Origin of the sequence: Muriventricola aceti (assembly GCF_025567565.1) — a bacterium.
GTDB classification, from domain to species: domain Bacteria; phylum Bacillota; class Clostridia; order Oscillospirales; family Oscillospiraceae; genus Lawsonibacter; species Lawsonibacter aceti.
This window is the reverse complement of record NZ_JAOQKF010000015.1, coordinates 83583-95798: the sequence shown is the minus strand read 5'-3', so window position 1 is coordinate 95798 and position 12216 is coordinate 83583. Positions and strand designations below refer to the sequence as shown.

Annotated in this window: 13 protein-coding genes and 1 tRNA gene; 12 read left to right on the top strand and 2 right to left on the bottom strand. The window is 55.9% G+C overall.

The window, feature by feature from the left end; genetic code table 11:
* Positions 1–6: 6 nt before the first annotated feature.
* Complete coding sequence (locus OCV64_RS14695) at positions 7–120, top strand: acetyl-CoA hydrolase/transferase C-terminal domain-containing protein (protein ID WP_262670425.1); 114 nt, start codon at positions 7–9, stop codon at positions 118–120.
* Positions 121–479: 359 nt separating this feature from the next.
* On the opposite strand, the gene OCV64_RS14690 is transcribed toward OCV64_RS14695, so the two are convergent.
* Complete coding sequence (locus tag OCV64_RS14690) at positions 480–1331, bottom strand: aldo/keto reductase (protein ID WP_262670423.1); 852 nt, start codon at positions 1329–1331, stop codon at positions 480–482.
* 127 nt (positions 1332–1458) lie between these two features.
* Between OCV64_RS14690 and OCV64_RS14685 the strand changes: the two genes are divergently transcribed.
* The 10 genes from OCV64_RS14685 to OCV64_RS14640 all read left to right on the top strand — a co-directional run bounded on the left by OCV64_RS14685 (position 1459) and on the right by OCV64_RS14640 (position 11082).
* Positions 1459–1860, top strand: a complete 402-nt coding sequence (locus OCV64_RS14685; protein WP_262670424.1) for a MerR family transcriptional regulator — start codon at positions 1459–1461, stop codon at positions 1858–1860.
* A 134-nt stretch (positions 1861–1994) separates the two neighbouring features.
* Positions 1995–3374, top strand: a complete 1380-nt coding sequence (locus OCV64_RS14680; RefSeq protein ID WP_147572009.1) for an MATE family efflux transporter — start codon at positions 1995–1997, stop codon at positions 3372–3374.
* Between the two features lie 382 nt (positions 3375–3756).
* Positions 3757–6123 (top strand): endonuclease MutS2, encoded by a 2367-nt coding sequence (locus OCV64_RS14675; RefSeq protein ID WP_262670422.1) that lies wholly within the window; start codon positions 3757–3759, stop codon positions 6121–6123.
* Positions 6124–6399: 276 nt separating this feature from the next.
* A complete protein-coding gene (locus OCV64_RS14670) occupies positions 6400–6663 on the top strand; it encodes an HPr family phosphocarrier protein (RefSeq protein ID WP_023347782.1) in 264 nt (87 codons plus the stop codon).
* A 71-nt stretch (positions 6664–6734) separates the two neighbouring features.
* Positions 6735–8579 carry an excinuclease ABC subunit UvrC gene (gene uvrC, locus OCV64_RS14665; RefSeq protein WP_147572007.1) on the top strand — a complete coding sequence of 615 codons (1845 nt, stop codon included), beginning with the start codon at positions 6735–6737 and terminating at the stop codon, positions 8577–8579.
* The gene (locus tag OCV64_RS14660) at positions 8560–9009 is read left to right on the top strand and encodes a GNAT family N-acetyltransferase (RefSeq protein ID WP_262670421.1); all 450 of its coding nucleotides are present in this window, start codon (positions 8560–8562) and stop codon (positions 9007–9009) included. The genes uvrC and OCV64_RS14660 overlap by 20 nt, the downstream gene beginning before the upstream one ends.
* Before the next feature lie 18 nt (positions 9010–9027).
* Positions 9028–9645, top strand: a complete 618-nt coding sequence (locus OCV64_RS14655) for an NUDIX hydrolase (RefSeq protein ID WP_262670420.1) — start codon at positions 9028–9030, stop codon at positions 9643–9645.
* 138 nt (positions 9646–9783) lie between these two features.
* Positions 9784–9870 (top strand) — tRNA-Leu (locus OCV64_RS14650).
* 512 nt (positions 9871–10382) lie between these two features.
* Entirely contained in the window at positions 10383–10712 is a 330-nt protein-coding gene (locus OCV64_RS14645; RefSeq protein WP_147572003.1) for a helix-turn-helix domain-containing protein, read from the top strand.
* A gap of 1 nt (position 10713) precedes the next feature.
* A complete protein-coding gene (locus OCV64_RS14640; RefSeq protein ID WP_262670419.1) occupies positions 10714–11082 on the top strand; it encodes a sporulation initiation factor Spo0A C-terminal domain-containing protein in 369 nt (122 codons plus the stop codon).
* Between the two features lie 118 nt (positions 11083–11200).
* Here the strand turns inward: OCV64_RS14640 and OCV64_RS14635 are convergent, their stop codons facing one another.
* On the bottom strand, positions 11201–11368 hold the full coding sequence (locus OCV64_RS14635; RefSeq protein ID WP_186853235.1) for a hypothetical protein: 168 nt from the start codon (positions 11366–11368) through the stop codon (positions 11201–11203).
* A 176-nt stretch (positions 11369–11544) separates the two neighbouring features.
* Here OCV64_RS14635 and OCV64_RS14630 point away from each other — a divergent pair.
* Positions 11545–12216, top strand: a 672-nt coding sequence (locus tag OCV64_RS14630) for a helix-turn-helix domain-containing protein (protein ID WP_262670418.1), incomplete at its 3' end; no start/stop codon positions are given.

Genomic DNA, 12216 nt, shown 5'->3' with positions numbered 1-12216 from the left:
TACGGCGTGGCCCATCTGCATGGCCTGTCTTTAGGCGAGAGAGCCGCTGCCATGGCCGCTATTGCTCACCCTGACTTCCAGGAGGAACTATATAAGTATGCTCAGGAAAACTTCTACTGAGGCAAAAGGGGCTCCTGTGAATTACAAACTATTTGAAACGGTCCGGCTGGGGTCATATGACGGTAGACCGTTCCCAGCGCGCCGACGAGGGGCAGGCGGTGTTGGACCGGCAGATCAGCCGTAGCCTATTGTAGCAAAACCGCGGAGAAGGTGATCTGCCCTCCACAGTGCTCCCGTTCATCGATTCCCTACAAACCTGTCTATATCACCTGTCTGCCCGGCCTGGATGATTGATATTTTTTGCTCAAAAGGAGTCGTCTGTCCTGATATCAGAATAGACGACTCCTTTCAATGCATTCCAAATGGTTGTTTCTGTATGAGGTGTCCTTATGTCTGGGATCCTTCTGCGCTTAGAAAGATTAGTCATGGATCTTCCAGCTGTTGAGCCATTTCGCTGTTTCTGGAGAAGAGTGATCTATGATTTCGCTGTGCCCCAGATCCATCTGAGTAATAGCGGCCATGTCCTCATCACCAAGAGCAAAATCCCAGATAGCCAGATTTTCCTCCATACGGTTCCGGTGGACAGATTTAGGAATAATGGACACACCACGCTGTACGTTCCAGCGCAGCACCACTTGGGCCACAGTTTTGTCGTATTTTTTTCCAATGGCAGACAATACCTCGTTTTGGAATATCCCATGGGTCCCTTCAGCCAGGGGACCCCATGCCTGGGGCTGGACTCCTAGCTCCCGCATAGCTTGAAGGGCGCCTGCCTGCTGGAAGAAGGGATGGAGTTCCACCTGGTCAACCGACGGGATCACACTGGCGTTGGCGCACAGGTCGGTCAGCCGGTCCGGATAGAAGTTGCATACGCCGATAGCGCGGATCCTGCCCTCCCGGTACAATTCTTCCATGGCCTTCCAGGAGCCGTAGTAATCTCCAAAGGGCTGATGGATCAGGTAAAGGTCCAAATAGTCTAGGCCTAGTCTATCGAGAGAGAGTTGGAACGCCTGCTTGGACTTTTCATACCCCGCATCCTGGACCCATAGCTTGGTAGTGATAAACAGTTGCTGTCTGGGGATGCTGCTCTTGCGGATGGCAGCGCCCACGGCCTCCTCGTTGCAATAGGCGGCGGCAGTGTCGATGAGCCGGTATCCGCAGGCCAGAGCCTGGGATACGGCCTGCTCACATTGAGCAAGGTCAGGAATCTGAAATACGCCAAAGCCCTCCAAGGGCATGGTCGATCCGTTATTTAGAGTAATATGATTCATAAGAGAGTCCTCCTTTTGAATAGAAGCGCTTTTCACCGGAGAATTTTTGTGCTATACTAAGACTACTGCCTTCGAGTTACTCGAAGTCAAGTGCCTTTTTAAAAGGAGGAGGGAAATTTTGTTTACGGTGAAAGAGGCAGCCAAACAGTTACATCTCTCTGAACATACGATCCGTTTTTATACAGACAGGGGGCTGATTCCTCATGTGTTTCGGGATAAAAACAACAATCGGCTGTTTGACGGAGAGGCTTTGAATTGGCTGACAGGAGTAAAATATCTCAGGGACAGCGGGATGTCACTAGATTCGATCAAAGAATATGTGGAACTATGCCTGGAGGGAGACTCCACCATTCCGAAGCGCTGTGATATTATCAGGACCCAGCGGGAAAAAGTGCGTGCCCAGTTGGAGGAGGCCAAGAGGCGGTTGCAGTATATGGATCACAAAATAGAGTTGTACCAAACAATTATGGAGAAGGGGACTCCCGACACTATGAATCCGGGAAAATGGCCTGCACGTTCTGTGGGGTAAGGGATCCATCTTCCATTTTTAAGAAACTTGTGTTAAACTCGACACTGATATCAGACCTGTCCCGAACCGCCGACAGCGCCGTTGTCGGCGGATTTTGTTTCAGAGACCATGGGCAGAGAGAGGAGGAAGCAAACTTGGCCCAGGTAAAAAACGACTTTTCTCAGGGGAGCATCCCCCGCAATATCCTGTCCCTGGCACTGCCTATGACGGCGGCTCAACTGGTGAATGTACTGTACAGCGTAGTGGACCGCATCTATCTAGGCCGCCTGCCCGGCAGCAGCCACCTGGCGCTCACCGGGCTGGGAGTTACTATCCCCATCGTGTCTATCATCATGGGGCTGGCCAATCTCTGCGGTACCGGAGGCGGTCCGCTGTGTTCCATCTATCGGGGAAAAGGAGATGAGGAAGAAGCGGAGAATGTGATGGGAAATTCCTTTACGCTTCTTCTGCTTCTTGGTGCGGCGGCTACGGCATTTTTCCTGGTGCTGAAGCGGCCCATCCTCTATCTATTTGGTGCCAGCGACGATACATTTCCCTACGCTGACGACTATATGACCATCTACCTTTGCGGCACCTTGTTTGTTATGATCGGTCTGGGAATGAATCCCTTTATCAATGCCCAGGGGTTTGGAAAGACTGGGATGTTTACCGTGGTCATCGGCGCGGTCATCAATATCGTGTTAGACCCCATCTTTATTTTCCTGATGGATATGGGGGTGAAGGGAGCGGCCCTGGCCACCGTGATCGCTCAGGGTGTATCCGCGGTATGGGTGCTCCAATTTCTGACCGGCCGCCGATCCATTCTCAAGCTGCGCCGGCGCTGTCTTCCGTTACAGGGAAAGCGGGTCAGGCGCATCATCGCTCTGGGGCTGTCCGGCTTCTGCATGAATATGACCAACAGCCTGGTCCAGGTGGTGTGCAACGCCACCCTCCAGTTCTACGGCGGCGATCTGTATGTGGGCATCATGACCATTATCAACTCGGTCCGGGAGGTCTTTTTCATGCCGGTCCACGGGCTGACCAACGGCTCCCAGCCAGTGATGGGGTACAATTACGGGGCGGGTAAGTATGGCAGAGTCCGCCAGTCCATCCGCTTTGGCTGCGGACTGACTGTGGCCTATGCCGCCGCCTTTTGGGCACTGGCCATGGCCTTCCCAGGCTTGATGATCCAGATATTTAACGATGAGCCGGAGGTAATTCAGGCCGGTATCCCCGCCCTCCGCATCTATTTTGCCCTCTTTATCCCCATGTCCCTCCAGTCTGCGGGGCAGGCCGTCTTTGTGGCTCTGGGCCGCTCCAAGCAGGCTGTATTCTTCTCTCTGCTGCGTAAGGCCATCATCAATGCCCCGCTGACGGTCATCCTGCCCATCTGGATTGGGACAAACGGTGTATTTATCGCCGAGGCGGTGTCCCAGCTCGTTGGCGGTTTGGCCTGCTTTGTCACTATGTATTGCACAGTTTACCGCCCTCTAGGGCGGCTCAAGGACGACACCCCTCTGCCTGCCCGCCGCTGAGATCAGGTGGGTACCCGCCTGGGATGGAAGAAAGCGCCTGGCTGCTGAAAGAAAAGATTTGGGCGTCAGCTTATGCTGGCGCCCAAACCTGTTGGAGGATAGAAATGAAAAGAAGAAAAGATCCTTAGTCAGCCATATTGAGAACGGGGAGGACAGGTCCATGCCGCGCCGGTCACAGCCCGCTCCCCGGAGCTTTTTGGTTCCTTTCTGATACCATCATACGCGGCAGGTCTGTAAAGTTCCACCGCTGACAGGTCAAATCTGGGTAAAATATAAGAAGAAGGGAAGGCATTTTCCCACAGAGAATCCTCTCTCCCTTGCCAAATGTCCGTCTTTATGAGAAAATAAAGAAAAAGATACATCCGTTGTCAGGAGTTTTGATATGAACGAACTGTTTGAAAAATCCATCCAAACCCTAGAGCTGCCCAGGGTGCTGGAAATGCTGGCCGGTTGCGCCGTCACCGACGAGGGGCGGGAGCGAGCCCTCGCCCTGCGTCCTATGTCCGATATAGAGGATGTGCGCCGGGCCCAGGAGGAGACCTCTGCCGCTGTGAAGCTGCTGATCCTCCGGGGCACCCCAGGGTTTGCCGGGATCCGTCCGGTGGCGGCCAGCCTCCAGCGGGCGGATATGGGGGGCAGCCTGAATACACGGGAGCTGTTGGAGGTAGCCGCCGTCCTGCGGGCCGCCCGCACCGCCGGTGAGTATGGAGCTGGGGAGGAGAAGTCTCCCATCTCTCACCTGTTCCACGCCTTGACCCCAAACCGCTTTTTGGAGGATACTATTACCAACTCCATTGTAGGGGAGGATGAACTGGCGGACTCCGCCAGTTCGGAGCTGGCCTACATCCGCCGGCATATGCGGGCCACGGAGTCCAAGGTCCGGGACATCCTGCAGAAGCTGATCTCCTCCAACCAGTCCAAGTACCTTCAGGAGGCCATCATCACCATACGCTCAGACCGGTATGTGGTGCCGGTGAAGTCGGAGCATAAAAACGCTATCCCAGGCCTGGTCCACGATGTGTCTTCCTCCGGGTCTACCTTTTTCATCGAGCCCATGGGGGTTGTCAAGGCCAATAATGAGCTGCGAGAGTTATTGGCCAAGGAGAAAAAAGAGATCGAGCGCATCCTGGCCGAATTATCCGCCCAGTGCGCCACCCACAAGGAAGACATCCTAGAGGACTACCAGCTGTTGGTGTGGCTGGATGCCATCTTCGCCCGGGCCAAGCTGTCCCTAAAGCTGGAGTGTACTGAACCCAGGCTGTCTGACAAGTATTTGCGCCTGCGGGGAGCAAGGCACCCCCTCCTGGACCAGAAGAAGGCGGTGGCCAACGACCTGGAATTGGGGGAGCGATTTGATACCCTGGTTATCACCGGCCCAAACACCGGAGGAAAGACGGTTACCCTGAAGACCCTAGGCCTGATCACCCTGATGGCCCAGTGCGGCCTCCATATCCCGGCAAAAGATGATTCTACCGTACGGGTCGTCTCCCGTGTGCTGGCCGATATTGGGGATGAGCAGTCCATCGCCCAGTCCCTGTCCACCTTCTCCTCCCACATGGTGAATATCGTGGGCATCTTGGAGGAGGCGGATGACGAGAGCCTGATTCTCTTTGACGAGCTGGGAGCGGGGACCGACCCGGTAGAGGGAGCTGCCCTGGCCGCTGCTATCATCGAGTCCGCCAGGGGACTGGGAGCCCAGGTGGCGGCCACGACCCACTATGCCGAGCTGAAGGTATACGCCATGACCACTCCAGGGGTGGAGAATGCCTCGTGCGAATTTAATGTGGAGACCTTGGCCCCCACCTACCGCCTGGTACTGGGTATTCCCGGAAAGTCCAACGCCTTTGCCATCTCACGCCGGCTGGGCCTGCCCGAGTATATCATCGAAAAGGCAGCCGCCCGCCTGGATGCGGAAAACGTCCGTTTCGAGGATGTGCTCACCCGTCTGGACCAGCAGCGCCAGGAGATGGAGAGAGAACGGACAGAGGCCCGCCGGCTGAAGCTGGAGATGGAGCAGTCGGCCAGTAAGGCCCGGGAGTACCGGGAAAAGCTGGAGGCGGAGCGGGCCAAGGTGGTGGAGAAGGCCCAGGCCGAGGCCCGTGCCATCATTCAGGAGGCCAGGGACGCCAGCGACCTGGCCATATCAGAGCTGAAGGAGCTCCAGAAGCGGAGGGACCTGGACTGGCAGCAGGTCAATGACAGCCGGGCGGAGGCCCGCCGCCTGCTCAACGAGGCGGAGCGGGGCATTGGCGGTCCGGCCCAGGAGGTGGAAACCCCGCCGCCAACCCGTCCTGCCGTGGCTGGGGACACTGTGGAGCTGGTGTCCATGGGGACTAAGGCCACGGTTCTGTCGGTCAATAAAGACGGCTCCCTTCAGCTTCAGGCCGGCATTTTAAAGATCTCCGCGAAGCAGGACGAGGTCCGGGTAGTGGAGGGGGAGAGCCAGTCCCAGAAGGAGGCCCGGCGCATTGTCGCCCGGGCGGAGCATACCCTGCGTACCGCTGCCGTCCCCTCCCAGGTGGATTTGCGCGGTATGATGACCGACGAGGCCATCGCTGTGCTGGAGCGATTCCTGGACACCGCCATGATGGGCAAGCTGGAAACGGTGACCATTATCCATGGCAAAGGCACAGGGGCGGTGCGGAACGCGGTGCGGACCTATTGCAGGCGTAGCCGGTATGTTAAGTCCTTCCGTCCGGGCCGCTACGGCGAGGGCGAGGACGGCGTCACAGTGGTTGAGCTGAAGTAGCGGGGCACCCCTCAAAGGAAGGCTCTTCGCCCAGCGGGATGGGGTAAGAACGGGTGAGACGAACAGCGTTTTGAGTTTGTGGGGGAAGAACAGGCGAATTTTCCGCCAAGAATTTGACGGATCATCCCTCTTGGAAAAGATTTCTAGAAAATCCCGTTGGTTACAGGAATTTTTCCTGTAAGGAAAGAGTTAGATTTGTGAAAAATGTCATTGACGAGAACGGGATAAATCTGGTATGCTTAGACCATATAAAACGACCAGTGCGGAGGTACAGCCATGTATAGTCAGGAAGCAGTCGTGAACAATCAGGTCGGTCTGCACGCCAGACCCGCCACTTTCTTTATCCAGAAGGCCAACGAGTTCAAGAGCTCTATCTGGGTGGAGAAGGAGGAGCGCAAGGTCAATGCCAAGAGCCTGCTGGGCGTTTTGTCCTTGGGCATCGTCAAGGGTACTCCAATTAAACTGATCGCGGACGGGCCCGATGAGAAGGAAGCGGTCGAAGCACTCTACAAGATGATCTCCTCCGATTTTTCTGAGTAAGGCATTTCCCATGAAAAGGCACCGCTTGGCGGTGCCTTTTTTGATATTTCCCCAAAAGGAGGGAGCGCGCCATGACCTTTGAGGAACTGAAAGAAAAAGCCCATAGCCTGCCGCTGAAGCCCGGCGTGTATATCATGCAGGACGCAAAGAATACTGTCATCTATGTAGGTAAGGCGAAGGCGCTGAAAAACCGGGTGAGCCAGTACTTTGCGAATCTGGCCTCCCATACGGAAAAGACTAGGGCCATGGTATCCCAGATCGACCACTTTGACGTCATTGTGGCTGACAGCGAGTTTGAGGCCCTGGTCCTGGAGTGCTCTCTCATCAAGCGGCACCAGCCCAGGTACAATATTCTGCTGAAGGACGATAAAGGCTATCCCTATATCCGCCTGTCTAATGAGGCGTATCCCCGCTTTTCCCTGGCGGCCCGACCGGCGGAGGACGGAGCGAGGTACTTTGGGCCCTACGCCAGCCGCCACAGCACCCAAGCGATTATCGACGCCCTGCGTACCGCCCTGCGCCTGCCCTCCTGCCGGAAGAAGTTTCCCAGGGATATCGGCAAGGAGCGGCCCTGCCTCAACTTTCATATGGGCAAGTGTGACGGCTACTGCCGGGGGGATGAGCTGAAGGCCCAGCATGACCAGGCGGTGTCCCAGGCCGTGTCCCTGCTGGAGGGGCGGTTCAAGGAAGTACAGGCAGATCTGACCACAGAGATGGAGCGGGCGGCAGAAGAACTGCGCTTTGAACAGGCAGCCCAGCTGCGGGACCGACTGAGAGCCATCGAGCTGCTTGGAAAACGGCAGAAGGTAGTGGCCGGCTCCTTGGCGGATACTGATGTGGCCGGTTTTTTCCGAGGGGAGGCCAAGAGCTGTTTCGTGGTCCTCCACTACATGGAGGGGGAGCTGGCCGCCAAAGACTTTGATCTGCTGGAAACCCCGATGGAAGAGGATGAGGAGAGCGTCCTATCCTCTCTGGTCCGGGAATACTATGTGGGCCGTAACCGTCTGCCCCGGCAGATACTGCTCCCTTGTGAACTGGTGGACCAGGTACCATTGACCCGCCTGCTGTCCGAGCAGGTGGAGCGGAAAGTGGAACTTGTCACCCCCCAGCGGGGGGCCAAGATGGACCTGATCCGCTTGGCCAACCAAAATGCCCAGGAGGAGGTGGAACGGGCCACCACACGGGAGGAGCGGCAGAACAAGCTGCTGGAGGCGCTGGGGAAGATGCTGGGGCTGGAACAGCCGCCCCGGCGGATGGAGTCCTACGATATCTCCAATCAGGGAGCCAGCGACATTGTGGCCTCCATGGTGGTATATGCGGACGGCAGGCCCCTCAAGCGGGATTACAGGCGCTTCAAGCTGAAGGACATGACCGGGCCGGATGACTACGCCTCCATGGAGCAAGTGCTTACCCGGCGCTTCCGCCGCTATCTAGAGGGGGATGAGAAGTTTGCCGACCGTCCCGACCTGCTGCTTATTGACGGCGGTCATGAGCATGTAAAGGTGGCCCAGCGGGTGCTGGAGTCAATGAGGCTGGAGATCCCCGCCTTCGGTATGGTAAAGGACGACCGGCACCGTACCCGTGCCCTGGTCCATCCGGATGGGCGGGAAATCGGCATCCAGTCTATCCCCGCGGTGTTCGCCCTGATCGGCCAGATCCAGGAGGAGACCCACCGTTTCGCCATCGAATACCACCGTCAGCTCCAGTCGGGGCACATGAAGACCTCAGTGCTGGATCAGATCCCCAGTGTGGGCGAGGCGCGCCGCACCCAACTCCTCAAACACTTTAAGACCATCAAAGCGATCAGAGGAGCCTCTCTGGAGCAACTCCGGGAGGTGGTGCCCAGGAACACCGCTCAAGCGGTATATTATTATTTCCATCAGGAGGAACAAGACCATGAAGATCCAGACCATTGAGAACAGGATGCCGGAGCTGATCGGCGTCCTCACCCAAGTGTGGGAGGATTCTGTCCGAGCTACCCACAACTTCCTGATGCCCGGAGACGTGGAGCGCATCAAGGAGTATGTGCCCCAGGCCATTGGCGGGATTGGGAAGCTGGCGGTGGCCTTTAACGAGCAGGACCGTCCCGTGGGCTTTCTGGGCGTGGAGGGAGAGATGATCGAGATGCTTTTCCTGGACCCCGCGGTGCGGGGCAATGGTTTGGGTCGGTCCATGATGGACTACGCCGTCAAGAATTTCGGTGCCAGCAAGGTAAACGTCAACGAGCAGAATAGGGGAGCCAAAGGATTTTATGAGCACATGGGCTTTTCCGTCTGCCGCCGGACGGACACCGACGATCAGGGGAGGCCTTATCCCATCCTGTATATGGAACTGAAAAGGGCATGACTTAGGAGGAGAAGCGCCGTGGACAGAAAAAAGCTATGGCTGGACTGGGCGGTGGAGCTCCAGAGCTTGGCGCAGGCCGGGTTGTATTATGGCAAGGACAAATTCGACCGGGAGAGGTATGCCCGTATCCGGGAGATCGCCGCGGAGATACTGGCCTTCCAAGGAGATATGCCGCTGGAAAAGGTAAAGGACCTGTTCTGTTGCGAAACTGGGTATCAGACCCCGAAGCTGGCCACCCGGGCCGCTGTTTTTCAGGGGGAGAGGATTCTCCTCGTTCAGGAGCCGAAGGGGTGGGCTCTGCCCGGAGGCTGGGTGGACATGGATATCTCCGTAGCGGAGAATACCGTGAAAGAGGTGCGGGAGGAGGCAGGACTGGAGGTGAGGGCAGACCGGCTGATTGCCCTTCTGGATGGGGAGCGGCATCACACCACGGTGTATCCCTGGAAGGTGACCATCGCCTTTGTCCTGTGTACTCTGTTGGGCGGAGCATTTCAGGAGAATCTGGAGACGACGGCCAGCGGTTGGTTCCCTCTTGATTCCATGCCTCCGCTGGACTGGGAAAAGACGACTCGGGAACAGTTGGAGCTATGCTTCCGGGCCAGAGCGGCGGTGCACTGGCATACTCTTCTGGAGTGAGCGGGTTCTTCCTGGAAGCCTGATCGTAGAATAAATCGCTTTCCTTTTAAGAGAGGAGAGCAGGGCCGTGGAAGGAGCAAAATTTTCTCTTGCAAATCCTCTGACTTTCATGTATAATATTCCCTGCATCAGATACCAGCCGGTGTGATGGAATTGGTAGACGTAGTGGACTCAAAATCCACCGCTGGCGACAGCGTACCGGTTCGAGTCCGGTCACCGGCACCACGTCGGAGCAAGCTTTGTATCGCTTGCTCCGACTTTTTTTGCAAAAGTCAGAGCGCGCTCACGCCGCTGCTCCTCCTTTCCAAATCGAACCCGCTGCGCTGGATTACGATTTGGTATCGTAGCTTCGCTGCGCTTTTATTGCGTGCATGAAAATATGGATTTTAGTCGCTCTTTGCCTGCCCGCAATCCTTTTGCTTTTTGCGGATTGCGGGCTTTTTATGTTATTTTATCTTCTTCTTGATATGAATTTTTTGAGTTCTTTTCCGCATCTCAGGACTACTTTTGGAGCGGCATTGGGAGTTTATTCCGGCTGCATCAAAACATCGACAAGCTGGCAAAGGGATTATAGACGAATAAAGGTGGAGAAACGGCGTATAAGACAGAAAAAAAGAGGTATCGCTGGCGGTAGATCACTCTGACCGAAAATTGACGAAAAAAACCGAAATCCCGGTCACCCAAACTGCATATTTTCCCTTATTCTTATATTGAGAAATAAAAAGGAGGGGAATTGTGTGGAACGAACCAATCACCTATCAGACAACTTAAAAGCATACAAGGAGGGAATGGGAAAAAGTCTTTCAGATTTTGCCAGGGAACTCAGCATTCCAAAGTCGACAATTCAGGCGGCGATGGCCGACGGAAATACGACATTGGATACCCTGATCCGCATCGCCAATGCACTAGGAGTTTCGCTGGATGAACTGGTATTCGGAACGGTGTCTATAGAGGCGGCAGGAAAAGCGAGATGCCTTCTGCGCCAGGTCGAGTGGTATCATTTTTTGCCAGCGGACAAGCAAGAGGCTTTTCAATATCATTTTGGGGAGATACTAAAGCTGTTGTAATATGAAAAACATGACTTTTGACACATCCGCGGAGATGACTGATATTTATGACCTGTTGCTCCGCTTGGGAGTTACCGCGAACTACATAGGCTTTTTCCATACAGCCTTCGCGGTGCATCTCGCGATCCAGGAGCCGGAGCGGCTTCTGCTGGTAACCAAATGCCTATACCCTGAGGTGGCGGGGCAATACCAGACCAACTGGAGCTGCGTTGAGCGCAACATCCGGATGATAGCAGAAATTGCGTGGAACCGCGGCCGTCCATTCCTAGAAGAGCTGGCCCGCCATCCACTGATGAACAGACCAAAAGCCTCTGAATTTTTGGCGATTTTGGCTGCCTATCTTTTGCCCCGCCAGTATGGTGATACATGAAATTGGGAAAAGGAGGGGGAGGCATCCGTTTTAGCGGATGCCTCCCCCTCCTTTTTTGGCGGGTTTGTCGTCTGCCCTATGAAGGGCTGCGAAGTAGCTGCCCACGGGCGGCAGGGGTTTACATGATGTGCTCCTCGGCGCAGTTGTCCAGGACGCGGAAACCCATATCCTCTCGAGTGGCCACATGGAAGTGGGCGATGCTGGTCGGGTCGAACTTGGGACACAGACGAAGCTCCGGACTCAGACGCAGGTCCTCCACAGAATTTCTAAATTCCTGCTTTTTCACAGAGATCACCCCCGGAAACAGTATTTCCAATCCCAGCCGCCGCTATGAGCAGATGAGCGCAAAATAGCTTCCGCAACCGGCGGTTGTCAAATTGAATACAGCTTTTGGTTGCGCTGTTCACTGAAATTTGCTATGCTGAACACCGACTCAGGAACAAAACAAAAGAGGGGGACAGTATGGAATTTCAAAATCGGCTTTATGACCTGCGCAAGCGGTCTGGGCTTTCTCAGGAGGAACTAGCCAATCTGGTGGGGGTGACCCGCCAGGCGGTGCAGAAGTGGGAGGCAGGCACAAGCCGGCCTGATATGGATAACCTGACCGCCCTGGCCCGGTATTTTAACGTGACGCTGGACTGGCTCATCACTGGTCATGAGATGGAATCATGTGCCGCCGCCCAGAACGGCCCAGTGGTGGTGGAGAACCACTACCATTATAACAGCTGGCACTATGAGTATAAAAGCAAGTGTACCGTCTTTGGGCTGCCGCTGGTCCATATTAACCTGGCACAGCGGGGCTTCTGTGTCGCCAGAGGTGTTGTTGCCATCGGCAATGTTTCGGTGGGTGCGCTATCCATCGGGGTCTTTGCGCTGGGGGGAATCACAGTAGGGGCCTTTGGAATGGGGCTGTTGGCCCTGGCCGGAATGGCCCTCGGCCTGCTCGCGATGGGCGGGATCGCTCTGGGGTATGTGGCGGTAGGAGGTTGTGCCTTCGGCTATCTGGCCATTGGAGGAAGCTCTGTCGGGATATACGCCGCCGGTGGCGCGGCGATGGCCCGGGATGTGGCGGTAGGCAGTGCGGCTACCGCGGACCTTCTGGCCATAGGACAGGATGCCCGTGCGGCGATGACG

Excerpts from the sequence above, each read along its gene's own strand:
- OCV64_RS14690 (WP_262670423.1), bottom strand. The coding sequence starts at position 1,331 with ATGAATCATATTACTCTAAATAACGGATCGACCATGCCCTTGGAGGGC.
- OCV64_RS14675 (WP_262670422.1), top strand. The coding sequence starts at position 3,757 with ATGAACGAACTGTTTGAAAAATCCATCCAAACCCTAGAGCTGCCCAGG.
- OCV64_RS14670 (WP_023347782.1), top strand. The coding sequence starts at position 6,400 with ATGTATAGTCAGGAAGCAGTCGTGAACAATCAGGTCGGTCTGCACGCC.
- uvrC (WP_147572007.1), top strand. The coding sequence starts at position 6,735 with ATGACCTTTGAGGAACTGAAAGAAAAAGCCCATAGCCTGCCGCTGAAG.
- OCV64_RS14660 (WP_262670421.1), top strand. The coding sequence starts at position 8,560 with ATGAAGATCCAGACCATTGAGAACAGGATGCCGGAGCTGATCGGCGTC.
- OCV64_RS14640 (WP_262670419.1), top strand. The coding sequence starts at position 10,714 with ATGAAAAACATGACTTTTGACACATCCGCGGAGATGACTGATATTTAT.